This is a genomic window from Hymenobacter coalescens (assembly GCF_054783195.1).
The window spans coordinates 541,684-567,700 of sequence record NZ_BAAGRA010000016.1 but is presented as its reverse complement, the minus strand read 5'-3'; the positions used below and the strand labels follow the sequence as shown (position 1 = coordinate 567,700).

Annotated in this window: 25 protein-coding genes; 19 read left to right on the top strand and 6 right to left on the bottom strand. The window is 61.2% G+C overall.

Annotated features, from left to right (window positions below; translation table 11 throughout):
* Nucleotides 1–2 precede the first annotated feature (2 nt).
* The 3 genes from ACYVKQ_RS13835 (at nt 3) to ACYVKQ_RS13825 (ending at nt 2,936) form a co-directional block, all read left to right on the top strand.
* Nucleotides 3–1,073: a M42 family metallopeptidase gene (locus tag ACYVKQ_RS13835; protein WP_460675935.1), complete on the top strand. Its 1,071-nt coding sequence runs from the start codon at nt 3–5 to the stop codon at nt 1,071–1,073.
* Nucleotides 1,074–1,247: 174 nt separating this feature from the next.
* Nucleotides 1,248–2,120 (top strand): glycosyltransferase family protein, encoded by an 873-nt coding sequence (locus tag ACYVKQ_RS13830; protein ID WP_460675934.1) that lies wholly within the window; start codon nt 1,248–1,250, stop codon nt 2,118–2,120.
* Nucleotides 2,121–2,123: 3 nt separating this feature from the next.
* Entirely contained in the window at nt 2,124–2,936 is an 813-nt protein-coding gene (locus tag ACYVKQ_RS13825) for an ABC transporter substrate-binding protein (RefSeq protein ID WP_460675933.1), read from the top strand.
* A gap of 49 nt (nt 2,937–2,985) precedes the next feature.
* On the opposite strand, the gene ACYVKQ_RS13820 is transcribed toward ACYVKQ_RS13825, so the two are convergent.
* Nucleotides 2,986–4,230 carry a 3-phosphoshikimate 1-carboxyvinyltransferase gene (locus tag ACYVKQ_RS13820; RefSeq protein WP_460675932.1) on the bottom strand — a complete coding sequence of 415 codons (1,245 nt, stop codon included), beginning with the start codon at nt 4,228–4,230 and terminating at the stop codon, nt 2,986–2,988.
* Between the two features lie 60 nt (nt 4,231–4,290).
* Complete coding sequence (aroB, locus tag ACYVKQ_RS13815; RefSeq protein WP_460675931.1) at nt 4,291–5,328, bottom strand: 3-dehydroquinate synthase; 1,038 nt, start codon at nt 5,326–5,328, stop codon at nt 4,291–4,293.
* Between the two features lie 221 nt (nt 5,329–5,549).
* Here aroB and ACYVKQ_RS13810 point away from each other — a divergent pair, with 221 nt between their 5' ends.
* The 3 genes from ACYVKQ_RS13810 (at nt 5,550) to ACYVKQ_RS13800 (ending at nt 7,011) form a co-directional block, all read left to right on the top strand.
* On the top strand, nt 5,550–5,969 hold the full coding sequence (locus ACYVKQ_RS13810) for a hypothetical protein (RefSeq protein WP_460675930.1): 420 nt from the start codon (nt 5,550–5,552) through the stop codon (nt 5,967–5,969).
* Between the two features lie 30 nt (nt 5,970–5,999).
* Nucleotides 6,000–6,443 carry a hypothetical protein gene (locus ACYVKQ_RS13805; RefSeq protein ID WP_460675929.1) on the top strand — a complete coding sequence of 148 codons (444 nt, stop codon included), beginning with the start codon at nt 6,000–6,002 and terminating at the stop codon, nt 6,441–6,443.
* A gap of 85 nt (nt 6,444–6,528) precedes the next feature.
* Entirely contained in the window at nt 6,529–7,011 is a 483-nt protein-coding gene (locus ACYVKQ_RS13800; protein WP_460675928.1) for a YdeI/OmpD-associated family protein, read from the top strand.
* Nucleotides 7,012–7,025: 14 nt separating this feature from the next.
* Here the strand turns inward: ACYVKQ_RS13800 and ACYVKQ_RS13795 are convergent, their stop codons facing one another.
* Nucleotides 7,026–8,108: a chorismate mutase gene (locus ACYVKQ_RS13795; protein ID WP_460675927.1), complete on the bottom strand. Its 1,083-nt coding sequence runs from the start codon at nt 8,106–8,108 to the stop codon at nt 7,026–7,028.
* Between the two features lie 158 nt (nt 8,109–8,266).
* On the opposite strand from ACYVKQ_RS13795, the gene ACYVKQ_RS13790 reads away from it, so the two are divergent.
* From ACYVKQ_RS13790 to lysS, 6 genes are all read left to right on the top strand, one after another.
* On the top strand, nt 8,267–9,466 hold the full coding sequence (locus ACYVKQ_RS13790) for a proline dehydrogenase family protein (protein WP_460675926.1): 1,200 nt from the start codon (nt 8,267–8,269) through the stop codon (nt 9,464–9,466).
* A gap of 106 nt (nt 9,467–9,572) precedes the next feature.
* The gene (locus tag ACYVKQ_RS13785) at nt 9,573–9,941 is read left to right on the top strand and encodes a hypothetical protein (protein ID WP_460675925.1); all 369 of its coding nucleotides are present in this window, start codon (nt 9,573–9,575) and stop codon (nt 9,939–9,941) included.
* 167 nt (nt 9,942–10,108) lie between these two features.
* The gene (locus ACYVKQ_RS13780) at nt 10,109–11,077 is read left to right on the top strand and encodes a hypothetical protein (RefSeq protein WP_460675924.1); all 969 of its coding nucleotides are present in this window, start codon (nt 10,109–10,111) and stop codon (nt 11,075–11,077) included.
* A gap of 221 nt (nt 11,078–11,298) precedes the next feature.
* Nucleotides 11,299–13,437 carry a carboxy terminal-processing peptidase gene (locus tag ACYVKQ_RS13775; protein WP_460675923.1) on the top strand — a complete coding sequence of 713 codons (2,139 nt, stop codon included), beginning with the start codon at nt 11,299–11,301 and terminating at the stop codon, nt 13,435–13,437.
* Nucleotides 13,438–13,683: 246 nt separating this feature from the next.
* A complete protein-coding gene (locus ACYVKQ_RS13770; RefSeq protein WP_460675922.1) occupies nt 13,684–14,733 on the top strand; it encodes a hypothetical protein in 1,050 nt (349 codons plus the stop codon).
* A gap of 391 nt (nt 14,734–15,124) precedes the next feature.
* Nucleotides 15,125–16,687 carry a lysine--tRNA ligase gene (gene lysS, locus ACYVKQ_RS13765; protein WP_460675921.1) on the top strand — a complete coding sequence of 521 codons (1,563 nt, stop codon included), beginning with the start codon at nt 15,125–15,127 and terminating at the stop codon, nt 16,685–16,687.
* A 649-nt stretch (nt 16,688–17,336) separates the two neighbouring features.
* Here the strand turns inward: lysS and ACYVKQ_RS13760 are convergent.
* Together ACYVKQ_RS13760 and ACYVKQ_RS13755 are read right to left on the bottom strand one after the other, a co-directional pair.
* The gene (locus ACYVKQ_RS13760) at nt 17,337–17,903 is read right to left on the bottom strand and encodes a YtxH domain-containing protein (RefSeq protein ID WP_460675920.1); all 567 of its coding nucleotides are present in this window, start codon (nt 17,901–17,903) and stop codon (nt 17,337–17,339) included.
* A gap of 156 nt (nt 17,904–18,059) precedes the next feature.
* Nucleotides 18,060–18,494 carry a YtxH domain-containing protein gene (locus ACYVKQ_RS13755; protein WP_460675919.1) on the bottom strand — a complete coding sequence of 145 codons (435 nt, stop codon included), beginning with the start codon at nt 18,492–18,494 and terminating at the stop codon, nt 18,060–18,062.
* A gap of 264 nt (nt 18,495–18,758) precedes the next feature.
* Between ACYVKQ_RS13755 and ACYVKQ_RS13750 the strand changes: the two genes are divergently transcribed.
* The 4 genes from ACYVKQ_RS13750 to ACYVKQ_RS13735 all read left to right on the top strand — a co-directional run bounded on the left by ACYVKQ_RS13750 (nt 18,759) and on the right by ACYVKQ_RS13735 (nt 20,850).
* On the top strand, nt 18,759–19,007 hold the full coding sequence (locus ACYVKQ_RS13750; protein ID WP_460675918.1) for a Kazal-type serine protease inhibitor family protein: 249 nt from the start codon (nt 18,759–18,761) through the stop codon (nt 19,005–19,007).
* 10 nt (nt 19,008–19,017) lie between these two features.
* A complete protein-coding gene (locus ACYVKQ_RS13745) occupies nt 19,018–19,389 on the top strand; it encodes a cupin domain-containing protein (protein WP_460675917.1) in 372 nt (123 codons plus the stop codon).
* A gap of 149 nt (nt 19,390–19,538) precedes the next feature.
* Nucleotides 19,539–20,396: a dienelactone hydrolase family protein gene (locus ACYVKQ_RS13740; RefSeq protein ID WP_460675916.1), complete on the top strand. Its 858-nt coding sequence runs from the start codon at nt 19,539–19,541 to the stop codon at nt 20,394–20,396.
* A gap of 1 nt (nt 20,397) precedes the next feature.
* Nucleotides 20,398–20,850 (top strand): SRPBCC family protein, encoded by a 453-nt coding sequence (locus ACYVKQ_RS13735; protein WP_460675915.1) that lies wholly within the window; start codon nt 20,398–20,400, stop codon nt 20,848–20,850.
* 63 nt (nt 20,851–20,913) lie between these two features.
* On the opposite strand, the gene ACYVKQ_RS13730 is transcribed toward ACYVKQ_RS13735, so the two are convergent.
* Nucleotides 20,914–22,488 carry a M28 family metallopeptidase gene (locus tag ACYVKQ_RS13730; RefSeq protein WP_460675914.1) on the bottom strand — a complete coding sequence of 525 codons (1,575 nt, stop codon included), beginning with the start codon at nt 22,486–22,488 and terminating at the stop codon, nt 20,914–20,916.
* Nucleotides 22,489–22,784: 296 nt separating this feature from the next.
* On the opposite strand from ACYVKQ_RS13730, the gene ACYVKQ_RS13725 reads away from it, so the two are divergent.
* The 3 genes from ACYVKQ_RS13725 (at nt 22,785) to ACYVKQ_RS13715 (ending at nt 25,938) form a co-directional block, all read left to right on the top strand.
* Nucleotides 22,785–23,516: an alpha/beta fold hydrolase gene (locus ACYVKQ_RS13725; RefSeq protein ID WP_460675913.1), complete on the top strand. Its 732-nt coding sequence runs from the start codon at nt 22,785–22,787 to the stop codon at nt 23,514–23,516.
* An 85-nt stretch (nt 23,517–23,601) separates the two neighbouring features.
* Nucleotides 23,602–24,051 (top strand): carboxypeptidase-like regulatory domain-containing protein, encoded by a 450-nt coding sequence (locus ACYVKQ_RS13720; protein ID WP_460675912.1) that lies wholly within the window; start codon nt 23,602–23,604, stop codon nt 24,049–24,051.
* A 75-nt stretch (nt 24,052–24,126) separates the two neighbouring features.
* Complete coding sequence (locus ACYVKQ_RS13715) at nt 24,127–25,938, top strand: ABC transporter ATP-binding protein (RefSeq protein WP_460675911.1); 1,812 nt, start codon at nt 24,127–24,129, stop codon at nt 25,936–25,938.
* Nucleotides 25,939–26,017: the final 79 nt, after the last annotated feature.

Here is a 26,017-nt window from a genome sequence, read left to right as displayed (position 1 = left end):
CCATGCGTCCCGAGAGCTTTGAATTTCTCCAGAAATACCTGAATACCCACTCGCCCACCGGCTTCGAGAAAGATGGCCAGAAAGTGTGGCTGGACTACATCAAGCCCTATATCGATGAGTACTTCGTGGACACTTACGGCACTGTGGTGGGCGTGGTGAACCCCAAGGCGGAGTATAAAGTAGTTATCGAAGCCCACGCTGACGAAATCAGCTGGTTCGTGAACTACATCACGAAGGAGGGCTACATCTACCTGCGCCGTAACGGCGGCTCCGACGCGCTGATTGCCCCCTCCAAGCGCGTGCTGATTCACACCAAGAACGGGCCGGTGCGGGCCGTGTTCGGCTGGCCGGCCATTCACGTGCGCAAGGTGGAGCAGGACAAGGCCCCGACCATCGAAACCATCTTCCTGGACTGCGGCGCCTCGTCGCAGAAGGAAGTGGAGGAAATGGGCATTCACGTGGGCTCGGTCGTCACCTTCGAAGACGAGCTGATGGAGCTGAACGGCAAGTACCTGGTGGGCCGGGCGCTCGACAACCGCATCGGCGGCTTCATGATTGCCGAGGTGGCCCGCCGCCTCAAGGAAGAAGGCCACACCCTGCCCTTCGGCCTTTACATCGTGAATGCGGTGCAGGAGGAAATCGGGCTGCGCGGGGCCGAAATGATTGCCCACCGCATCATGCCCGACGTGGCCATCGTGACGGACGTGACGCACGACACCCAGTCGCCGATGTACGAGAAGAAAACCTCCGGCGACATTCACTGCGGCAAGGGCCCGGTGATTACCTACGGCCCGGCGGTGCAAAACAACCTGCGCGACCTGATCATCGAAGCGGCCCAGGCCAAGGAAATTCCCTTCCAGCGCGCCGCCGCCACCCGCGCCACCGGCACCGATACCGACGCCTTCGCCTATGCCGGCGCCGGCGTGGCTTCGGCTCTGATTTCCTTGCCGCTGAAGTACATGCACACCACCGTCGAAACCGTCAGCCACGACGACGTGCAGCACGTCATCGACCTGATTTACGAGTCGCTGCTGCGCATCGAGGATAAGCACGACTTCCGCTACTTCAAGTAAGCCTGGCTCACCCCCGGTATGACCCCAGAACGTCATGCGGAGCGCAGCCGAAGCATCTCTACCGCTTCGTCGGATAGTAATTACTATCTGGCAAGATGCTTCGACAAGCTCCGCATGACGTTCTTTGTTGTTTCGTAGCTCCACTGCCCTCTCGTAGGGTGCCGCCCCATCCGCATGATCATCTCCGGCTTTACCATCATCCGCAACGCCGTCATCAACGACTACCCCATTGTGGAAGCCATCCGCTCCATTCTGCCGGTGGTGGACGAGATGGTGGTGAGCGTGGGCAAAAGCGACGACGACACGGAAGGCCTGATTCGCGGCATCGACTCGCCCAAGATTCGCATCGTGCACTCGGAGTGGGACCCTGCCCTGCGCAAGGGCGGGGCGGTGCTGGCGGTGGAAACGGACAAGGCCTTTCAGCAGATTCGTCCCGACGCCGATTGGGCCTTCTACATTCAGGCCGATGAGGTGGTGCACGAGCAGTACCACGAGGCCATCCGCAAGGCCGCCAAGCAGCACCTGCACGACCCGGAGGTGGACGGGCTGCTGTTCAGCTACGAGCATTTCTACGGCACCTACGACTACGTGGGCGACAGCCGCCGCTGGTACCGCCGCGAGGTGCGCATCGTGCGCAACGACAAGGCCATCCGCTCGTACCGCGATGCGCAGGGTTTCCGCCGCAACGGCGAAAAGCTGCGCGTGAAGCCCGCCAACGCCGCGGTGTACCACTACGGCTGGGTGAAAAGTCCCCAGCAGATGCTCACCAAAATCAAGAACCTGGACCAGCTTTGGGCCGAGGACAAAGCGCCTGAAGACCATCCGCTGGCCGCCGCCGAAGCCTTCAACTTCGACGACTACGACTCGCTGCAGCTGTTTCGGGGGACGCACCCGGCCGTGATGCAGCCGCGCGTGGACCGCCAGAACTGGAAAGTCGACATCGACGTGACCCGCAAGCACTTCAAGCTCAAGAACCGGGTGTTGCACTGGATTGAGAAGCTCACCGGCAAGCGCCTGTTTGAGTACCGCAACTACCGCCTGGTGTAGGCCATGCCGCTGCCGCCCGTATTTCCGCCGCTCACCGTGACCGACCAGATGGATCGGCGCGTGGCCGTGCCATTTCCGCCCCGGCGCATCGTGTCGCTGGTGCCTTCGCAGACGGAGCTGCTGTTCGACCTGGGCCTGGGCGAGCGGGTAGTGGGCGTCACCAAGTTCTGCCTGCACCCGGCCGAGGCGCGGGAACGGGCCACCGTCGTGGGGGGCACCAAGAACTTCCACTTCGACAAAATTGCTGCCCTGCAGCCCGACCTGATCATCGGCAACAAGGAGGAAAACTACCGGGAAGGCATCGAGCAGCTGGCCGCACAGTTTCCCGTTTGGATGAGCGACATCGTGACGCTGGCCGACGCCCTGGACATGATGCGGCGCGTGGGACTGATTACAGGCACCAAAACCCGCGCCGACCGGCTCAGCACCGAAATCAGCCAATCGTTTGCCGGGCTGCCAACCGCCGACGCCTTGGTTCCGGCGGCGTATTTCATCTGGCGCCAGCCGTACATGGTGGCCGCGGCAGGCACTTTTATTGACGAGATGCTGCCCGTGGCGGGCTTTGCCAACGTATTCGGGCACCTGGGCCGCTACCCGGAAATCACGCCGGAACAGCTGGTAGCCGCCGCCCCCCGGGTGATTTTGCTGTCTTCCGAGCCCTACCCTTTCCAGGAAAAGCACGTGGCCGAGTTTCAGGCGCTTTGCCCGGCCGCGCAGGTGCTGGTGGTCGACGGAGAACTGTTTAGCTGGTACGGCAGCCGCCTGCGCCATTCCGCAGCCTATTTCCAAACCCTCCGTGCGTTAGCACGCGCTTAGGCGGACGCATTCCACGGTATCCAACTGCCGAATGCGTCCGCCTGAGCCGCTACAGCCGAAACCCGGCCTGGCGCAGCTCTTCCCAAAAAAACGGGTACGACTTGCGCACCACCGCCGGCGCCTCCACGGTGATGTCGCCGCGCAGCGCCAGCGGGGCAAAGGCCATGGCCATGCGGTGGTCGTGGTAGGTTTGCACCGTCTGCCCGCCGACGTGCAGCCGGGGCGCCGACAGGCGGAACATGTCGCGCCCTTCGGGCGCCAGCGCCGCCCCAAACTTGGCCAGCTCCCGTTGCAGCGCCGTGATGCGGTCGGTTTCCTTGATGCGCAGGCTTTCCAGCCCGGTCATGTCGACAACCACGCCGGTGGCGGCGGCCGCCACGGCAATGGTCTGGGCCAAATCAGGGCAGTCGGTGAAGTTCATGGCGACGTGGGATGCCCGCTCAGCGGCCGGCAACTGGCGCAGGCACACGCCGTCGGTCCTGAATTCGGTATGCACGCCCAGCGGCTCCATCAGGCGCATAATGGCCTGGTCGCCCTGCCAGGAATGCCGGCGCAGCCCCGGCAGGTGCAGCGCCGAGCCGGCCGGTCCGAGGGCCACCATGGCGTACCAGTAGCTGGCCGCCGACCAATCGGCTTCCACGGCGTAATCGGCGGGGCGGTACGGGTGGGCGGCCACGTGCACGTCGCGCTCGTGCACCTCTACTGCGGCGCCGAAATGCCGCATCAGCGCAGCCGTCATCAGGATGTAAGGCCGCGAGCCCACTGCGCCGGTTAGCTGCAGGTGCAGCCCCGCGGGCAGCAAAGGCCCGATCATCATGAGCGCCGAGATAAACTGGCTGCTGATGTCGCCGCGCACGCTGAGCGGCGCACTGGGCGCCGGGTGCCAGCCCCGCAGCCGCAGGGGCGGATAACCCGGTCGGCCGGCGTAGTCGATGTGGGCGCCCAGCTGACGCAGGGCATCCACCAGTACTCCGATGGGCCGCTCCTGCATGCGGGCGGTGCCGGTGATGGTGGTGTGGCGGTCGGTGGCGGCTAGAAACGCGGTCAGAAAGCGCATCACCGTGCCCGCGTCTTCGGCGTCCACCTCCCGGGCGGCGGGGTCGGCCAGCAACCGGCGCATGAGCTGCGTGTCGTTGGCCTCCGACAGGTTGGCGAGCGTGCCCCCACCGGCCAAAGCCTGGATGATGAGGGCGCGGTTGCTTTCGCTTTTGGAAGCCGGCAGCGTGGCCGTGCCCCGCAGCGGACCACCGGTCCAGTGCAGCGTGAGAGAATCGGGGAAGTGAGGGTGCAGCACGAGTAAGAAAGCGCGCAACGCCGGTGGCGGCGCGGTGAAAATGAATGAGGAGGTTTCGGGCTACAGCCGGTGGTAATAGCGCAGGCTTTGGGCCAGTTCGGCTACGGTGACGGGCTGATCGTACACGCCCCGGCCAATGCCTTCCAGCAGGGTACAGTTGATGGTGCTGCCCTGGTTTTTCTTGTCCTGGCGGGCCAGTTCGGCAATGGCATCGGTTTCGAGGGTGACAAACTGGACCTTTTCGAATACCGTGAACAGGAATGTTTCGATTTTGTCTAATTCCTCGGCCGTAAGCAAGCCCCGCTGCACTGACAGCCACGCCTCGCAGATCATGCCGGCCGCCACGGCTTCGCCGTGCAGGATGGCGCGGCCCTGCAGCAAGAGGTAGCTTTCCAGCGCATGGCCCACGGTGTGACCGAAGTTGAGCAGCTTGCGCGGGCCGCGCTCCGTGGGGTCTTCGGCCACGATGCGCTGCTTGGTGGCCACCGACTCGCGCACGATGGGCAGCCAATCCTCCACGAACAGGCCCTGCTGCCGCCCCGTTGCGAAGGCCTCGGCATCGGCAATCAGCCAGTGCTTGACGACTTCGGCGTAGCCCGCGCGCAGCTCCCGCGGGTCGAGCGTGGCCAGAAACTGCGGCTCGATGCACACGGCCTCGGGCAGCTGAAACACGCCGAGGTGGTTTTTAAAGCCCTGAAAATCCACGCCGGTCTTCCCGCCGATGGCCGCGTCGACCTGCGCCAGCAAGGTGGTGGGTACCAGTACACAACGCAGGCCGCGCTTGTACAGGGCCGCGCAGAAGCCGCCCAGGTCGGTCACCACGCCGCCGCCCACGCACACCAGCACGCTGTGGCGGTCGAACCCGTACTCGGTCAGCTCACTCCACACCTGCTCGCACGTATCGAGCGTCTTGTAGTCTTCGCCGGCTGGTATTTCGATCAGGCGGTGGCCCGCCGGCAGGTGCGGGTGCAGCGCCGGGTAGCACAGCCGGGCCGTGTTGCTGTCGGCCAGCACCGCCACCTGCGTGGTGCCGGGGCGATTGAGCAGGGCCGCCAGCGCCGGCAACGCGTCCGGGCCCATGTGGAGGTAGTCAGTCATCGGGGCGAAGTTCGGGTTTCTGCGCTTTCTACGTGCAGCGGATCAGTGAATGCAACCTTCCGATTCGGTCCGGCATCATCCGCATAGCTTGGTGTTGCTTCGTCAGGCCATTGCAGCTGACGGGCTTGCGCCTTCCCGGCCCGTACGGACCGGTCCAAGTACTGTACCACCGGCTTCGGGCAACAGCCCCGCCTCACCCAGATCCAAACCTGCCTACGCTTATGAAAACCACTCGTGTTTTGCTTGCCGCGTTGCTGCTCCCGGCCCTTGCCCTCAGCGGCTGCGGGTCTGAGGACGCCCAGCCCAAGCCCACCGGCCTGGTCGGCTACTGGTCGCTTAACCGCCTCGAGTGCTACTGCCCGCCTAATGCGCCCACGCCCAACGAAGCCATTGCATTCGATGCGGCCGGCAACGTGACCGAATATGAAAACGGGCAAATCAAGCACAGCGGCACCTACCAGCTAAGCCAGGGCACGACCAGCTGCGCCGACAACGCGGACCTGGTAACGTTCAGCTGGAGCTCGAGCTTCACCAAATCCAGCTATACCATCGTCAACGACCAGTTGGTGCTGGATTACGGCTTGTGTTTCGACGCGCCGCGCAAAACCTACACGTTCGTGCCCGCCGGCAAGACCAAATAATTCCCCGTTCTACGGCTTACCTATTCATCCATGATTGCACATTCTACCCTCCGCCGCGTGCTGTTGCTGGGAGGCCTCAGCATGGCCATTAGCAGCTGCGAGAAAACCGACGATGCCCTCCCCTACGACCAAGCCTTGATCGGCCGCTGGGAACTGCTACCCAGCCGGTACTCCTACCCCGGCCAACCCCAATGGAAGCGGAGCATGGAATTCATGGCCGACGGCACGGTGCGCTTTTTTCGCAACGATACGCTCTACGAACAACTGCCCTACCAGCTGCGGCGGCCGGGCAAGAACCTCGACGTGCGCCCCGGAGACCGGTGCGTGGCCTTGCGCGGCGACGCCATCAGCCATGTGTACGCCATCCGGCAGGACACGCTCAGCTGGAACTCGCCTTCCTATAAGGATATGACGAACTGCTTCCCCGTGTACGAGCGGTACGCCCGCCCCACCCCCAGCAGCACCGGCCGCTGAGCCAGGCGCCCGCAGTACGGTCTGCTTCGTATGTTGGGCCGCCGTACGCGCGCACGCAGCGCGCCGAAGCGGCCTGCTCACCACCGTGGAAGCTCTGCTGTTGATTGATTGCCAAGTGACGCTGGAGAAATTTGCCGGCAAAGGCGGCTGGACTTACGCCCCGCTGCCGCCCCTGCCCCCCGGCGGTGGCCACTTTGGCACCCGGCCGGTCACCGGCCGCATCGACGAACATCCGCTAGCCGCTTGCCACCTCATGCCGATGGGCCAGGGGCGGCTGTTTTTGCCCATCAATGCGGCGCTGCGCAAGCGTCTGGCCAAGCAGGCCGGCGACACCGTGCGCCTCGTGCTGTACGACGCCTCGCCCGCGGCCGGTATTGCCGAGGCCGATTTTGAGGAATGCCTGGCCGAGCAGCCCGCGGCGCTGCGCCACTACCGCCAGCTGCTGCCTGCCCAGCGCCTGAGCTGGCGCCAGTGGGTAGCTGCCGCGCCCACCGAGGCAGCCCAGGTAGCGCGGGCCGAGCGGGCCCTGGTGCTGCTGGCCCACAGCCCGGCTCTACCGCCAGCCTGAGCCCTACCGCCGTGCTACTCCGGCCGCTGCATGATTTCTGTCTGCTTGCGGATGCTTTCGATGTGAATAAGCTTGTAGAGCTCCGCCACGAATTTTTCGTTGACGCGCAACTTGGCAGCCCATTCCGGCCGGCTCCGAAAGATTTCGTTCCAGCGGTCCAGCTGCAGAATCTTCACGTTGTTCTGCTTTTTGTATTCGGCCAACTCCTCTACCAGCGCCATGCGCCGGGCCAGCGCCTCAATAATGTCCTGGTCGGCCACGTCCATTTTTTGGCGTAGCTCTTCGGCCTTGTTGAGGTAATCGGCGTTGTCGGTGGAACGGTAGCGGTGCTTTAGCTCGCGCAGCATTTCGCCCAGACGAGCCGGTGTTACCTGTTGGGCCGCGTCGCTCCAGGCGTGGTCGGGGTCGGGGTGCGTTTCCAACATCAGCCCGTCGTAATCCAGGTCGAGGGCTTTCTGGGCTACGGGCAGCAGCAGGTCGCGGCGGCCAGTGATGTGGCTCGGGTCGCAGATGAGCGGCAGCTCGGGAAAGCGCGTTTTCAGCTCGATGGGAATGCCCCAGGTGGGCGCGTTGCGGTAGCGCGACGGGGCGCCGGTGCTAAAACCGCGGTGAATGGCCGCCAGGTCGCGCACGCCGGCGCGGTCCAGCCGCTCCAGCGCGCCGGCCCACAACGCGAGGTCGGGGTTGACGGGGTTCTTCACCATCACCGGTACGCCCGTGCCGCCTAGCGCCTCGGCCAGCTCCTGCACCGCAAACGGATTGACGGTGGTGCGCGCCCCGATCCAGACCACGTCCACGCCGTGGGCCAGGGCCTCCTCCACGTGGCGCGGCGTAGCCACTTCCACGGTCACGGCCAGGCCGGTTTCGGCCTGCACGCGCTGCAGCCATTTCAGTCCCTCCGTGCCGATGCCCTCGAAGGAACCGGGCCGGGTGCGGGGTTTCCAGATACCGGCCCGAAACAGATCAACGCCCAGACCGCGCAGGCCGTGGGCAGTGGCCATTACCTGCTCTTCGGTTTCGGCCGAGCACGGGCCGGCAAACAGCAGGGGCTGACCTTTCTGGGCCAAGCGCCGGGTAAAATAGGTATCGATTTCCATGGGAAGGGGACGGCCCCGGCAGCTGAGCTCCGGGGGCTGAACTACCGTTGCCGGCAGGGCGTTGTAGGAGCGCCGACGGCGCATTCAGCTGCTAAACTACGCCTGTGCGTCCGATGTTTCGTGGCTATCTTCGCAGCCCCAATCTCTCCCCTCCCCGCATGCCCGAGCCCCAAACCCACCCCGCCGTTTCGTTCGACAACACCGCTGTGGCTTTCGCCAGCAAATCCGACGGCGAATTGCGCCAGATGTACGCCCTGTTTGCCGCCATGAACAACAAAGGTTTGGTGGATTTCGGCGGCGGCGCGATGAAGAAAGCACTGAGTTGGGGACTGCCAGGCGCCAAAACCGCCATCAAGTACACCATCTTCCGGCAGTTCTGCGGCGGCGAAACCATCGAGGAATGCAAGCCCGTTATTGCCGAGCTGGGCAAGTTCGGCATCGGCACCATCCTCGATTACTCCGTGGAGGGCGAGGGTAGTGAGAATAGCTTTGATCATACCCGCGACGAGTTGCTCAAAACCATCGACTTGGCCGCCGGCAACCCGCACATTCCTTTCTCGGTGTTCAAAGTAACGGGCGTGGCCGACAGCGCCCTGCTCGAGAAGGTCCAGGCCGGGCTGCCGCTTTCGGGCGCTGAGCAAACGGCCTACCAGCGCGCCCAGCAGCGCATCGACGAGTTGTGCCGCCGCGCCCACGACCGCAACGTGCGCATCTTTGTCGACGCGGAGGAAAGCTGGTTTCAGGATACCATCGACGACCTGGCCCGCGAGATGATGCGCCGCTACAACCAGGAGCGCCCCATCGTGTGGAACACCTACCAGCTGTACCGCCACGACCGCCTCGAAGCACTGCAAGCCGACCACGACCACGCCCAGCAGCAAGATTACTACCTCGGGGCCAAGCTGGTGCGTGGCGCTTACATGGAAAAGGAGTCCCGCGTAGCCCAGCAGCGCGGCTATCAAAACCCCATCAACCCCACGAAGGAAGCCACCGACGAGCTGTACAACGACGCGCTGCGCTTCTCCGTCGACCATATTGCGCGCATGGCCATTTGCGCCGGCACCCACAACGAGGCCTCTTCGCGCCTGCTTACCGAGCTGCTGGCCGACGCCGGCCTGGCCCCCGGCGACGAGCGGGTGTGGTTTGCCCAGCTCTACGGCATGAGCGACAACCTGAGCTACAACCTCGCACACGCCGGCTACAATACGGCCAAATACGTGCCCTATGGCCCAGTGGAAGCGGTAATGCCTTACCTGCTGCGCCGCGCCGACGAAAACACAGCCATTGCGGGCCAAACCAGCCGGGAGTTTCTCCTTATAAAGAATGAAATGACGCGTCGTAAAAATAAAGCGCGCTAACAATCAGCGGCATAGTTGTTGATTACCGGCCCGTTGCGTTGGAATTGTACAACGCAACGGGCTTTTTTGGTATTTTAACCCCTCTCTCCGACCCTCTTCATCCCTCATGATTACTCGCGTACGCCGTTACCTCATCCAATACTCCCGGCACCAGTCTGGCACGGTCAGCTACCTCACGGTAGTGCAGGACGCGGAACTTGGCTTAAACCTGGACATTTCGCACGAAAAGGCTCGTCTTAACGAGCTGCTGGCCGAAATTTCCGAAAACGAATACGCTGCCGGACGTCCCATCCTGAGCAGCCTGGTGAAGGTAGAAGGCTCCAAAGGCCAAGGAGACAACTTTTTCAAGCTGTGCGAGCGGCTGGGCCTGGGGCCCTGGCGGGAATTGAAGCAAAACCCAGAGTTTCTGCCCAAGCTGCGGGCTGACTGCCGCGAGTTCTGGCGCAACGAGGAAAACTTCGCGCAATTCTCCTAGCACAGCTGGTGAGGTGGTTGGGTCTAAGCCGGACTGGGTTTTGTACCAGCGGATGTAACCCGGATGGAAGCGCTGCCGTTAAGGTAGCCAAACGAATGTAAGCTCAACCCTCGGGCTACACTTCGCCTTACTCCTTCCCTTTTCACCCAACCACAACCTCACCTGTCATGAATACCGACAATAATTCCAACTTGGGCAACACGCCCGGCACCGGCTCTTCGACTAATCCTGCTAACCAAGGCACGGGCGCTGGCGCCGGCTACGGTAGCGAACAGCATTCGGGTAGCGGTTCGATGGGCTCGTCGGGCCTGAACTCGAGCAGCAACGCTTCGTCGGCCTCGCAGGTCGGTGCTGGCACCGACCAGAGCACAGGCACGAACTATAATTCGGGTTCGTCGATGGGCAACAGCAATATGGGCTCGACCTCGTCGTACAGCACCCCGCAGAACAGCGTGGATCCGGACGATAAGCACCACGACTACAGCGCTACGCAGAAGGGCGGCCAGATTGCTGGCACCCCTGGTGCCGTAGTGGGCCGCGGCATTGACGCCGTGCAGAACACCGCCGGCGATGCTGCCCGCGCTGTATCGGGCAACGACCAGACCTACGGTTCGAGCAACCAGTCGGGCCGTTACCTGACCTCGACTTTCCGCGACCGTGAATCGGCTGAGCGTGCTTACTCGTCGCTCTCGTCGCGTGGTTACACCAAGGACGATGTGAACTTGCTGATGTCTGACGACACCCGTAAAACGCACTTCGGCGACAATACTCCCGATACGGAGCTCGGTAACAAAGCCATGGAAGGTGCCGGCGTAGGTTCGGCCATTGGTGGCACGGCTGGCGCCGTAATCGGTGCCATTGCTGCCATCGGTACTTCGGTAGCTCTGCCGGGCCTGGGCCTGATCGTAGCCGGTCCGCTGGCTGCTGCACTGGCTGGCGCCGGTGCCGGTGGCCTGACGGGTGGCCTCGTAGGCGCTCTGGTAGGCTCGGGCATCCCCGAAGAGCGTGCAGCTGAGTACGAGCACGACATCAAGAACGGCGGCATTGTGATGGGCGTGCGCCCGCGCAGCGAAGACGATGCCCGTCACTTCCAGGACGAGTTCCGTCGTCACAACGGTGACCGTATCCACTACTAGCCCCGAGCTAGGAAGCATACTGCCGAACTTTTAGGTTTGGCTATCAAGACCTCCCCGCAACCGGGGAGGTCTTTTTTGCTTCTATAAGCTACAAGCTATTTCTTGGGCACTATTGCCCGGTGCGGCTGGTTAAGCTAAAGAGAATGGGCTGGTTTTTGACTACACCCATTCGGTGCGGCTTTACGTACATTTAAGACCACTTTTTTCCTGCGTCTCTGCCCATGTCATTCCTTCGCCTGAAAATAGGCCTGTACACGGCTGTCGTAATGGCCGTGTTCGTGCTGGCTTCCTACAAGCTGTACCGGGGCACCGGCGCTCCGGCCCCTGAAAAAGAAGAAGTGCTCATCAAGGCCATGCTGCAGGGCCTGAGCGCGGCTCATTACCAACCCGAGCAGATCGACGACAACTTCTCGAAGCGCGTATTCGACCTGTACCTGAAGCGCATCGACTACTCCAAGAAATTCCTGCTGCAATCGGATGTCGCCCAGCTGCGCAAGTTCCAGACGGATATTGACGACCAGGTGAAACGCGGGTCGCACGAGTTCTTGGAGCTAAGCACGCAGCTCGTCGAACAGCGTACCAAAGAGGTGCAAAGCCTGTACCGCGAGCTGCTCAGCAAGCCCATGGACTTCACGGTGGAGGAGTCGTTTCAAACGGACTTCGACAAGGCCCAGTACGCCGCCGACAAAAATGCCCAGCGTGACGAGTGGCGCCGCTACGTGAAGTATCACACCATGACGCGCCTGGCTGAAATCCAGGACGAGCAAGCCAAGCGCGACCCGAAGAAAGCTACGGAGCCGGCCCTGACGGCCGTGCAGATGGAAGCCGAAGCCCGCAAGCGCGTGCTGAAGTATTTCGACGAGCAGTTCAGCGACCTGATGCAAAACGACGCCAACGACCGGCTCGCTCTGTGGGCCAACACTATCGCCAACACTTACGATCCGCACACGGAGTACTTCGCGCCGAAAGACAAGGAGTCGTTTGATATTGCCATGACCGGTCGCTTCGAAGGCATTGGCGCGACGCTGCAGGAAAAAGACGGTCAGATCAAAGTGGCCGACATCATCCCGGGCTCGGCTTCGTACCGCCAGGGCCAGTTGAAAGCCGGCGACATCATCCAGCGCGTAGCGCAGGGGGCCGCCGAGCCGGTAACCATCGAAGGTATGCGCCTGGACAAGGCCATCAGCTTTATCCGCGGGGCCAAAGGCACGGAAGTACGCCTGACGGTGAAGAAGCCCGACGGCAGCACGCAGGTCATTCCCATCGTCCGCGACGTGGTGGTGGTGGAGGAAACCTACGCGCAGTCGGCCGTTATCAACGAGGGCGGCAAAAAAATCGGCTACCTGCGTCTGCCTACTTTCTACGCGAACTTCAACGACGAGAAAGGCGGCCGTAGCTCGGCGGAGGACGTGAAGAAGGAACTGGAGAAGCTCAAAGCCGAGAACGTGCAGGGCGTGGTATTCGACCTGCGCACCAACGGCGGTGGCTCGCTCACCGATGCCGTAGAAATGGCCGGCCTCTTCATCGACAGCGGCCCCGTGGTGCAGGTGCGCTCGGGCCAGGGCTCGGCGCAGGTGCTCAACGACCGTGACCCGCGCGTGCAGTACGACGGCCCGTTGGTGGTGATGGTGAACAAGTACAGCGCCTCGGCTTCCGAGATTCTAGCCGCTGCCATCCAGGACTACAAGCGCGGCGTGGTGATGGGCTCTACTAGCACCTACGGCAAAGGCACCGTGCAGCGTATCTTCAACCTCGACGATGCCCTTCCGGCGGAGTTCAACGCTATCAAGCCTTTCGGTTCGCTGAAGCTCACGACGCAGAAGTTCTACCGCATCAACGGTGGCTCGACGCAGTTCAAAGGCGTGGTGCCGGATATCATCCTGCCCGACGCTTACAGCTACCTCGACCAGGGCGAAAAAGATTCGGACTATCCGTTGAAGTGGGATGAAATCAGCCCCGCCCGCTACCGTACCTGGCAGCAGGCCCCGCAGCTTGACAAGCTGAAAACGGCCAGCAACTCGCGCGTGGCGACCAGCCCGAGCTTCAAGCTGGTGACCGAGATTGTGGAGCGCATGCGTAAGCGCAAAGACGACACCAGCGTCTCGCTGAAGCTGGCTACGTACCGGGCCGAACAAGAGCAGGCCAAGGCTGAGTCGAAGCGTTACGATGATCTGCAGAAGGCCGCTACGGCCCTGAACATTGCTCCGCTGGCTGCTGACCTGCGCACGGTGCAATCGGATACGGTGCAGCAGAACCGCCGCCGCCGCATGTCGAAGAACCTCGTGAAGGACATCAACCTGCGCGAAGCGGTAGCCGTGGTAAAAGACCAGATCGATGCCCCGCAGGTAACGAAGCGCTAGGCAGATCATAGCTTTAGCAAAAGCCCCCGCCCCATCCGGTGCGGGGGCTTTTTTATGCTTTTTAGCTAAAAACAACTCGCAATATGGGTAACACCTCAGCACAGCGACCGGAGCTTATTTTGCCGCCCAACATACTTAACAATAGTTTATGCAAATCATTGATTATCAGTATAATATTTTTCAGTATTACATACCAATTTTTTTAGCAAATCGGCACTTTATCCGGCATGGTGGCGTTGAGCAGATATGATGACGAACAACGAACAACTGACCGACAACGTCCTGCAATTGCCGGTGTCCGACGACGCACAGCTTCAGCATGATGAGGCATGGCGTAAGTCCATCCCGGCGCAGGTGTTCTTGAATTACTTCTTTGCCCTGAGCTACCACATCCGCGAAGCGGATGACGCTACGGGCGGGCTGCAGCACCTGCCGTTTTTCCGGGCGCATCAAGCGGAGCTGACGGATGCTGACCGTGCCGCTGTGGAGCGCTACCTGCACAGTTGCTGGAGCACGGAGTATGCGTTGCGCGCCACCGCTGAGCTTGGCGACGACGACTACCTACGCAACGCGCTGCACTGGACGTTCCCGCAGGCTTATCACGCCGTTACGGCCGGGATGCAGGCTTTTCTGCACACGGCCGGGGTGCGTACCAACAATCCTTCGCTGATCCGCCGCGAAGTCGGTCGCTTGGTCGTCCGCAACGCCTACCCGCGTCCGGTTGCGTTCTATGCAGCCGGTTCGTACGGTGACTTCAGCATCCACCGCTTGCCGCTGGCTGGCTACAAAGCCGGGCTGCAGATTGCCAGCAAGGCCATTGACGCGCAGGCGCAAATCGGGCAATTCCTGCGTACCACCCGCAAGCAGAAAGCCATGATCGTGCGCCAGCAGGTGCAAGCCAACCCCAGCACGGCCATTCGCAGTCAGAAAACGGGCCAGCCGCTGGAAAAATGGACTGCCCAACACTGGCAGCAAATTACCTGGCGCTTGGGCTATACCACCATCTTCGATCTGCTGGGCCGTCTGCGCATCTCGCAGACCAGCCGCGAGATTGAACGCTACGTGGAAGCCGACATCGACTTCCGCCTGTTTCACCAGTCGTTGCTCGACATCGTGAGCTACCTGAATGGCATTCACGAAACCTACGTGGCCAAGGCCTTGGGGCTGGAGCGTTACCAAGAGTTGGTTAACAATCTGCCCAAGCACCTGCAGCACGGCTTTGTGGAGGAGCGCCTGCGCACCCGCATCGAGCCTACGCTAGCTGAAAACAGCTCGCAGCTCGGCATGGCTGCCTAACCCGACTCGCATTCTATACACTACTGCATATACACGTAACCGCTGGCCCACTGGGCCGGCGGTTTTTGTTTAATGGCTAGGCGGTATCCTTGCTCAAATGAGCATCAAGCAGCCTTTCGTCCACCGGTAAATGCCGCTCAATCCCTGCCTCCGAAAACAGCCCTGCCAGCGTCCGCAACTGTTGACTACGGGCTTGCGCGGGTTAGTTAATAGGCGCATGGGCTAAAACACGCTGCTTCATTGCGCCGGCATTGGTTCGGGCCGCTCATCCTGATTGCGCGTGCGCTGTTACGATCATAGCTCCGGCTATATCACCATTGCCTTGCCGCCATCTATCTTTGCAGCTTGACTTTCCCGGCCCGCAGTGGGCCTTGTTTTTAAGCCTTGCGCCATGCACCACCTTAGCGAACAGGAGATTATTCGCCGCAACAAGCTCGACGAGCTGCAGAAGCTCGGTATTGAGCCTTACCCGTCGGAGCTGTTCGATGTGAACTTCTACGCCCAGGAAATTCACGATAACTACCACCCGGAGCTCAACAACTTTCAGGACGTGAGCTTGGCTGGCCGCCTCATGTCCATCCGCGTGAAAGGCAAAGCCTCTTTTGCGGAGCTGCAGGATGCGTCGGGCCGCATTCAGCTCTACATCAACCGCGACGAAATCTGCCCCGGCGAGGATAAGGAATTGTACAACACCGTCTTCAAACGCCTGGTGGACCTGGGGGACTTCGTGGGCGTGACCGGCCACGTCTTCAAGACCATGGTGGGCGAAACGTCGGTACACGTGACGGGCTTCAAGCTGCTGAGCAAAGCGCTGCGCCCGTTGCCGGTCGTGAAGGAGCGCGTAGACGAGGCAACGGGTGAGAAAATCACCTACGACGCCTTCACCGACCCGGAGCAGCGCTACCGCCAGCGCTACGTGGATCTGGTGGTGAACCCGCACGTGCGCGAGGCTTTCGTGAAGCGTACCCAGTTGGTGCAGGCCATGCGCAATTACCTCAACGACAAAGGCTACCTGGAGGTGGAAACGCCCATCCTGCAGCCCTTGTACGGGGGAGCAGCTGCACGCCCCTTCACCACGCACCACAACACGCTGGACATGACGCTGTATTTGCGCATTGCCAACGAGCTGTACCTGAAGCGCCTCATCGTCGGCGGCTTCGACGGCGTGTACGAATTCTCGAAGGACTTCCGCAACGAAGGCATGTCGCGTTTTCACAATCCGGAATTCACCCAGATGGAGCTGTACGTAGCCTACAAAGACTACTACTGGATGATGGACCTGGTGGAAGAAATGGTGGAGCGCGTCGCCCTGGCCTTGCACGGGCAAACCGAGGTAAAAGTGGGCGAAAACGTCATCAACTTTCAGCGTCCCTGGAAGCGTTTCACCATGGCCGAGGCCATTGAGCACTACACCGGCTTCAACATCGACGGAAAGAGCGAGGAGGAACTGCGCGCCGCCGCCAAAGACCTAAAAGTAGCCTTGGAGCCGAGCATGGGCAAGGCCAAGATTATCGACGAAATCTTCGGGGAACACGTGGAGCCCAAACTGATTCAGCCCACGTTCATTACCGACTACCCGGTGGAAATGTCGCCGCTGGCGAAGAAGCACCGCTCGAAGCCGGGGCTGGTAGAGCGTTTCGAAGCCATCTGCAACGGCAAGGAAATCTGCAACGCTTTTTCCGAGCTGAACGACCCCATCGACCAGCGTCGGCGCTTCGAGGACCAGCTGGAACTCGGTAAGCGCGGCGACACCGAAGCCATGGTGCTCGACGAGGACTTCCTGCGCGCCCTGGAGTACGGCATGCCCCCCACCGCGGGTCTAGGCATCGGCATCGACCGCCTCTCGATGATCATGACCAACTCCAACTCCATCCAAGACGTGCTGTTTTTCCCTCAGATGAAGCCAGAGCAGGCGGAAAAGAAAACGGATAAAAGTGAAAAGCCGGTAGAATAACCAGTGGAAGGCGGGCCCTGCTGAAATGGCTTCATTCAGCAAGGCTCGCCTTTCAAGTAACCTCCCTAAACGTCGAAAGCCCCTCGTGCTAATAAAGTGCACGGGGGGCTTTCTTCTATTAATCAGTCACCATTCCGGTCGGTACAAATCGAAGAAGCTTGCGATGGACAGCGTATGATTTTACTGCGAGGTTGTTTGACCAGATCCTTGCAGAAGCTCCACGGTCGGCAATTTTACTCCGAAGCGTTTATCCGACTTTCTTTTTAACTGATTACACTTTCTTTAACGCCAGCGTTGCCATAAGGTTACGCTGTAATGAAAAATTTTAAAGGTCGCTGCCTCAGTGGTAATGGCGGACCGATTGGGGGCGACAGTCGAAAGGCCTCGCACCAAGTAAATGGGTGCGAGGCCTTTCTTATAGAATTGTCTTAGCTAATTCGGCCGATCAGGGTATCTGAAGAAGCTTACTCAAAAACTCGGCTGATTTTACTGTCCAGTTGTTTAACCAATCTGTGCAGAAGCTCAACCTGCGGGCAATTTTGCTTCAAATGCTGATGCAGCGACTTGTCCAAGTCAATTCCTACCTTCTTTAACGGCGATGTTGCCGCAAGGTTACATGCCGAAGAATATTTTTTGGTGGCTGGCCGTCTTAGCTACCGACGCCGCTGCCACCACCGTTTGCGCCACTGGCATCACCTCCTGAGGCACCGCCTGTCGTACGCGAGGAACTAGCCGTGGAAGCGCTGCCGCCGGCCGAGGAGCCGCCAGCACTGCCCGAACTGCTGCCACCGGCAGAGTTCGAGGCGCCACCGCCCATGGCGCTGCCCGAACCAGCACTGCCGCTACCCGAGCCGCTACCGCCGTTGGTGCCACCGCTGCGGCCCTGGCTACCGGAACCGGATTGCCCGCCGTTCGCACCGGCGCTGCTTCGTCCGCCCTTGCTGCCGGAGCCGCTCATGCCGGCCAGCGCATCTTCGGCTCCCGAACGGTCGGCGCTGTCGCCGCTGCCCGAGCCGCCACCGCCTTTCAGCGCGTCCAAGCGGGCCATGCCGTCCTGCAGCAGCTTGTTCAGGTCGTCACCAAACTTACCGAGCGACTTGCCCAGGTTCTCACGCGTGGCTGTTCCCGTTTCGGGAGCCATCAGCAAGCCCGCTACAATACCAGCGCTGGCACCGGCCAGCAGGGCAAGGATTACTTTACCGCTGTTGTCTTTCATAAAAAAACAAGGTGTTTTAGGGTGAGGGGGAAGATGCTAGCGGCCGCGTGGGCCGGTAGGTTCCTAACGGGAATATGGGGGGAAGGTTATCACAAAAAACGCCCCGTACCGAGCGGGTACGGGGCGTTTCAGGAAGTAGTGCAGTGGTAAAACCGCCTACAGATCGTTGAGCATTTTTACGATTTCGCGCTTGCCCTTGCCGAGCTTTTCCTGCAGGCGGCCCACCAGTTCGTCGGCAGCACCTTCGGAGTACTCCAGGTCTTCGTCGGTCAGCTGAGCGTACTGCTGCTTCAGCTTGCCTTTCGAGGTGTTCCAGTCGCCTTTCAGGTTCAGGCTGGAGCCGGCGCCGGTTACGCCCAGGTCTTCCAGCTTTTCCACGAGCGTCTTGAAGGTACCGTCGAGCTGCGTGCCGAATTTCGACAGCTGGTCGCCCAGTTCGCCGCTGTATTTGCCGGCGTAGTTTTTCAGGTTGCCGCGGGTAGCGCTGCCTTTGTCGGGTGCAATGAGAAGACCGGCGACGATGCCGGCGCTGGCACCAGCCAGCAGGGCCAGCAGAACTTTACCCGAGTTGTTGTCTTCGTTGTAAGACATGGTGAAGGAGGATGTGGTTGGAGGAAAGAGTCAGAGTTGAAAATCGACCGGCCTATATATCCGGCGGCTGATTTGCCTGCCTATACGAAAGGTCCACTGTCGGGTTGTAAGACCAAGGTCCGAACCCAATACCAGCACGGCCAAATATAGATCAAAAACAATATTACCAGCAGCAGTTCAGCCCTGAAAAAGTGGGGGTTAGCCTATAAGTATACCCACTGGAATAGTTTACCCGTATTTTTCGGCCTGACCATCCCCTTTCCTATGCTTTGCCGCTTCCTGCTGACCGTGCCGCTGCTCGCGCTGCTGAGCACCGGCTGCCACCGGGCCTCCGCCCCCACTGCCGCTGCCGCTGCCTGCATTGATGAAAGCAAAATCCGGCGCGACGCCATGTGCACCATGCAATACGAGCCGGTGTGCGGCTGCGACCAGAAAACCTACGGCAACGCCTGCCAGGCCACCAACGCGGGCGTTACCCGGTTCACACCCGGTGAATGCCCGGGCAAAAACTAACTTTCCCGACATGTCTGAAAAACGCTATATCCTGAACCCGGCGCCCTTCGTGGTGCCCACCACCGACGGCAAGCTCATCGAGGAGCATGTGGGCCTGGCTAGCACCGGCACCGGCCAGTACAGCCTGGCGCACATGGTGGCGCCGCCCCAGTGGAGCGAGCCGCACCAGCGCCCGGAATTCGACGAAATCACCATTGTGGTGCGCGGACGCAAACGCTTCGAAATAGACGGCGACGTAGTGGAGCTGGCCGCCGGGCAGGCGCTGCTCATCAAGGGCGGGGCCCGGGTACGCTACTCCAACCCGTTCGGGGAAGAGTGCGAGTACTGGTCCATCTGCGTGCCGGCCTTTAACCCAGGCACGGTGAACCGGGAAGAGGAGTAAACTCTGTCCGGATAGCGGCCTACCGGCTTATCCATTGCCAACTGGACGGTTCCTGTATCGGTTGCCGCACCCGGTTGCACGGATAAGAGTGGTTCAGCTTACAAGGGTTGTAGCTACATTTAGCTTGCTACAACCCTTTTGCCTTATCTATGGATCAGCGCATCATCAACCTCTTCGACGAGTACACCCACCGCCCGCTCACCCGCCAGGAGTTTATGCGGCGCCTGGTGCAGCTCACCGGCAGCCTCGCGCTGGCCACCACCGCCCTGGGTGTACTCGATCCGGGCTACGCCGAAGCGGCCACGGTGCCAGAAGACGATAAGAACCTGGTTACGGAAAACGTGGCGTGGGCCGGCGACGGGGCTACCATGCAAGGCTATCTGGTGCACCCGAAAGGCAAGAGAAAGCGCGGCGCGGTGGTGGTTATTCACGAAAACCGTGGCCTGACGCCCCACATCAAGGACGTAACGCGGCGCGTGGCCAAAGCCGGCTACCTGGCCTTAGGCGTGGATGCCCTCTCCCCTTTCGGCGGCACGCCGGCCGACGAGGAAAAAGGCCGGGAGCTGATTGGCAAGCTCGACACGGGGCAAAACCTGAACAACTACCTCAAGGCCCTGGACTACCTGCGCACCCGCCCCGACTCGAACGGCAAAACCGGTTGCGTGGGCTTCTGCTGGGGCGGTGCCATGGCCAACCAACTGGCCGTGCACGACGCGAAGCTGAACGCAGCGGTGGCCTACTACGGCCGGCAGCCCGACGCCGCCGGTGCGGCCAAGATCAAGGCGCGCATGCTGCTGCACTACGCCGGCATGGATGAGCGCGTGAATGCCGGCATGGCGGCCTGGGAAGCGGCCCTGAAAGCGGCAGGCGTTCAGTACGAGCAGTTCGTGTACGAGGGCGTGCAGCACGCTTTCAACAACGACTCCTCCCCCGCCCGCTACAACGAAGCCGCCGCCAAGCTAGCCTGGGAACGGACGCTGCGGCTGTTCAAGGAGCAGCTAGGCTAGCATGGCCCGCCTGGTACTGACGACCCACATATACGCTTCCATTGAGCGGTGCTTCGACCTAGCCCTAGACGTAGGCCTGCATCAGCAGTCCACGTCCCAGACGCGGGAACGGGTAGTAGCCGGGCGCAGCTCCGGCCTTTGCGAGCTGGATGACCTTATCACTTGGGAAGCCCGGCACCTGGGCGTTCGGCAGCGCTTGACGGTGCAGATAACCGAGTTGCGGCGGCCGTATTTCTTCCGGGATAGTATGCGCAAAGGAGCTTTCCGCAGCCTGGAACACGAGCACATTTTCGAACCGAAAGAAGGCGGCACGCTGATGACGGACGTGTTTGTGTACACCGTGCCGCTGGGGTGGTTGGGGTGGCTGTTTGACCGCCTGTTTCTGGCCGCTTACCTGCGCCGGTTTTTGCGGCAACGCAATCATTTCCTGAAGCAGTTAGCCGAAGGCGGATAGCCACCCCCACTTAAAGTAAAACGCCCCGCTGATTCGACTAATCAGCGGGGCGTTTTACTTTTTTTACTGGCCGGCTTGCGACTTGGCCGGTACCTGCGGCAGCGGCTTGCGCGGCAGCTTCTGGTCGCGCATGGCGGCGTGGTACACGAAGGAGGCCACGATAACCGACGCCTGCTTCAGGTCGTCGGGCTGCAGCCGCTCGTAGGTGTCCATGTTGGTATGGTGGGTGCGGGTGTTGTAGTCCAGCCCGTCCTGAATGAACTGGAAGCCGGGCAGCCCGACCGCGTCGAAGGCCAAGTGGTCGGTGCCGCCGGTGTTGCGGGGCGTGACGGTGGTGGCGCCCAGGTCGGCAAAAGGCTTCAGCCATTCGGTGAAGATGGACTGCACCTGCTCGTTGCCCTGAGCGTAAATGCCGCGGATTTTGCCGGAGCCGTTGTCGAGGTTGAAGTACGCGGCCAGTTTTTCGTGCTCGGGCAGCAGCTTCATGGTGGCCGGGTCGCCGAAATGGTTCTTCACGTAATTGCGCGAGCCGTGCAGGCCCTGCTCCTCAGCGCCCCACAGCGCCACCCGAATGGTGCGGCGCGGCTTCACATTCAGGGTTTTCAGGATGCGCGCGGCTTCCATCATCACCGCGCAGCCGGCGGCGTTGTCGGTGGCGCCGGTGGCGGCGTGCCAGGAATCGAGGTGGGCGCCGAGCATGACCACTTCGCTCTTGAGCTTCTTGTCGGTGCCGGGAATTTCGGCCACCACGTTGTAGCCCTTCAGGTCCTGGGTTTGGAAGCGGGTTTTGGTTTCCAGCTCCAGCTCCACCGGGATGCCGGCTTCCACCAGGCGGATTAGCCGCAGCTGGTCTTCGGGCGCCATTTCGATTTCGGGCAGCACGGGCTTGGCATCGGCCGCGTAAGGGGCCCCGTTGGAGGTGAACAGGGTGCCGTGCGAGCCGCCCCGGGTGCTGAGCACGGCGGCCGCGCCCTCCTGCATAAACAGCTCCGTCATCTTGGTGCGCAAGGCCAGCCGGGCGCGGTAGGCGGTGCGGGCGGCCTCGTCGTTGCCTTCGCGGGCGGGACGGGCTTCCGCGGGGCCACTCATCTTCTGCAGCTCCTCGTCGGTGTAGCGCTTGGCGTCGGCCGCGAAGGTGGTTTTGGGCTCGGCGGCCACTTCCGTCAGCATGATCTTGTCGTGCAGCTGGCCTTTGTACTTGTCCAGGTCGGCCTCCGAGGCGGCTTTCACCAACACCACCTGCTTTTTGAGCAGGCCGTTGGTGCCCGGCGTCCAGGCTTTGGGCACCCCGATCATGGCATGGTAGTAAGGCGCCGCCATGGCTACGTACGACTTCTCAATGTCCCAACCGCGGCCGAAGTCGCCCCAGGGCTCCACTTTCGAATTCGCGAGGCCCCAGAGGGCCATCTGCTTCTGCGTCCACTCGTTGGCGCGCTTCAGGCCATCGGATCCGGCCAGGCGCGGCCCGCACACGTCGGTCAGGTAAAAGGCCGTTTGCATAACCTGGGAGCGGTTCAGGCCTTCGTCGCGGATTTTGGCCACCACGGCCTGATCGACTTTCTCGGTGGGCTGCTGGGCCAGCGCGGGCACGGCGGCGGAAAAACCGCAGGCAAAGGTCAGGTAAACGAGTTTCAGCATGGAGCGGAAAGTATAACCGCCGCACGGTGCGGCTTTCGAATAAACACAAAAACAGACAAGCTTGCGGAAGAGGCGTTGCGCCGGTCCTGCGGCTCGTCCCGTTTTGGGTCGTGCGGGCCGATGTGCACGACGGGACTATATCCGGGTCTACAGCGGCCTTCCCAATATGAGCCCGGCTTGGTCGTTGCAAATTATTTATATATATTATAACCTCAGTACTACGCGAAGCTTGTATGAATGTCCTGAAAAGGAACAATGTGCATGTAGCCGGCCACGGCAGCCAAACGCTACTGTTTGTGAATGGCTTTGGCTGTGACCAGACCATCTGGCGCTACATCCTGCCGGCCCTGGCCCAGCAGTACCGGCTGGTGCTTTTCGACCACCTGGGCGCCGGCCTCTCCGACACCTCCGCCTACGACCCGGTGAAGTACCAGTCGCTGGAAGCGTACGCGCAGGACGTACTGGCTATCTGTGCGCACCTCAATCTGGAGGACGTAACCCTGGTGGGCCACTCCGTCGGGGCGACCATCGGCACGCTGGCCGCCATTCGGGAGCCGGCGCGGTTCCAGCGCCTGCTGCTGCTCTGCCCCTCGCCTTGCTACACCAACGAAGCCGACTACTACGGCGGCTTCGAGCGGCAGGACCTAGAAGACATGCTGGCGTTCATGGAAAAGGATTTCGTGGGCTGGGCCGATTCCTTTGCCCCGTTCATCATGGGCAACCCCGAACGCCCCGCCCTGGCCGCCGAGCTCATCCACAGCTTCTGCCAGAACGACCCGGACATTGCCAAGCAGTTTGCCCGCGTCACCTTCCTCTCGGACAACCGGCCTGATATGGCCCGGCTGCGCACGCCCTGCCTGCTCGTGCAGTGCGCCGAGGACATCATCGCGCCCCCGGAAGTCGGCGACTACCTGCACGAAGTCATTCCGGCTTCTACCCTGGTCACGCTGCCCGTAAGCGGCCACTGCCCGCACATCAGCGCTCCGCGCGAAACGCTGGCGGCCATGGAGGCTTACCTGGCTGCTTAGGGGTATGGAGAGTTTTGTTTTAGATTCAGCTAAGCTAAGCATGACATTTTAGAGGCAGTTCCGACAAAATTCCAACGCGCGCTTCATGCTGAGCCGAAAACTCATACTAATCACAGCTGGTACTTTGACGTTTGCCTGGGCAAGCAGCTGCCGTCGTTCTCAGTCTCCGCGTCCTTCTTCTCTACGCGCCGGTGCTGGTCTTACCAGAACGGTTGTCACTTCTCCAGCTGGACAGGCAGAACTGAGAATCACCGCTTATTTTGATACCACTACTGCTTGGGTGAATGGCACCGTTACTGACTCAACTACAAAGCAGCCAATACCCGCAGCATCTGTAACGCTCCGGCACCTGCTCACAAACCAGGTTGAAAGTGCCGTATCAGATGCTCAAGGCAAATTTGTGTTCCGCCATATACTTGGCCCTTATTGGAAGTTGACTGCTCAGGCGTCACAGTACACATGGTATGAACTTGACACCTTAAAGCTAGGTGGCGCCGAGTTTGATCTAAGGATTAAACTCATTCCCAGAAAGTAGCTTTCCACTTCAAGAAGCGGATAACCCCACTCCCACCAAGCTCGTCTAAGCGGCTACCACCTTTTGTAGCTGCCCATGAGTCTTTGGGAAATCATCAAACGCCTCTTTCCCTACGTGCTGCCCTACCGCACGCTGGTCATTGCCACCCTGCTGCTCACGCTGGTCGGCTCGCTGGCCGCGCAGGTCAACCCCTTTGTGCTGCGCTACACGGTGGACACGGTGCAGGGGCTACTGAACCGCAGCCTGGGCCTGGCCGAGGGCATGCCGCTGCTGCTGATCGTCAGCGCGCTGCTACTGGGCAAGGAGGTGGTAAACACGCTTATTCAGTTCGGACAGAAGTTTTACGGCGAGAAAATCCGCATCAACGTGTCGGGCACCTTGGCCCAGGACGCGGTGCACCAGGTGCTCAGCTACCAACTCGGCTTCTACGCCGACACCGGCAACCAAACCGGCAAGCTGCAGACGCGCATCGACCGGGGCGTGGAAAGCCTCATGAAACTTGTGCAGAATTTTTTCATCGACATCCTGCCCCTGTTCGCCAATGCCATCGTGGCGCTGGTCATCATGTTCACGGCCAACGTGTACGTGGGGCTGGTGGCCGTGGCCGTGCTGCCGGTGTACTTCTGGCTTAGCTACCGGCAGGCCGACAAGCTCAACGGCACCCGCCGGGCACTGCGCAGCCTGCGCGAGCAGAAAAGCCAAGGCCTGGTAAACCTCATCGATTCGGCCGTGGTCATCAAAAGCTTCGTGCGCGAAGACTACGAGGAGCAGAAGCAGGCCCAGGCCCAACACAGCCTGCAGCAGGCCCAGCTGCAGACGCGCAAAACCAACTTCCTCTACGACGGCCTCAAGACCTTCACCGAGCAGATCGGGGTGGTGCTCATCATCATCCTGACGGCTTATTTGGTGCTCGACCGGCAAATCAGCATCGGGGCCATCATGTTCCACCTCCTGCTGTTCAACAACGTGTCGGCGCCCATCCGGCAGCTGCACCGCATCTACGACGAGATGAATGACGCCCTCACCTACGCCGAGGGCTTCTTTGACATCCTCGACGCGGAGGGGGCCACCGAACCCACCGGCCGCGTGCAGCCCACCCACTTGCGGGGCACTTTCGACATCTGCAATGTGGACTTCACCTACCCCAGCGGCACCCAGGCCCTGCACGATGTGTGCCTGCGCATTGAAGCGGGCAAAACCACCGCCCTGGTGGGCCTCTCGGGCGCGGGTAAGAGCACCATCATCAACCTGCTCTGCAAGTTCTACGCCCCCGACCGCGGCCAAATGCTGCTCGACGGCCGCCCGCTGGCCGATTACGACACCCACGCGCTGCGTCAGCAGATTGGGCTGGTGCTCCAGAAAAACCACATTTTCAAGGGTACCATCGAGGAAAACATCCGCTACGGCGTGATGGACGCCACGCTGGAGCAGATTCAGGCCGCTGCCCGGCAGGCGTACTTGCACGAGCAGATCATGGAGTTGCCGAAGGGCTACCAGTCGGACGCGCAGCAGCTTTCCGGCGGGCAGCAGCAACGCATTGCTATTGCCCGGCTGTTTCTGAAAAACCCGCCCATCATCTTCCTCGACGAGCCCACCGCCTCGCTCGACGCCATTGCCACCGAGCAGATCAAAAACTCGCTCGACGCCATCAAGCAGGGCCGCACGGTGGTCATCATTTCCCACAGTCTGGCGCAGATTGTCGATTCCGACTGCATCTACGTGATGAAGCAGGGCCGCATGGTGGAAAGCGGCACCCACGAGCAACTCTACGACCTGCGCGGCACCTACCGCGAGATTTTCGACGCCTCCGCCCGTAGCCTAAACATCGAGAAGCTAGCCAAAGTGCTGGTAGATGACGGTGACGAAGTGGGAGATACGGCAGCGTGAGAAGTTTCAGGGGAGACGGCCACGGGCGCCATAGCGTACCACTGGCCTTGTCGCATGCAAGGCCACCCGCGTGAGCATC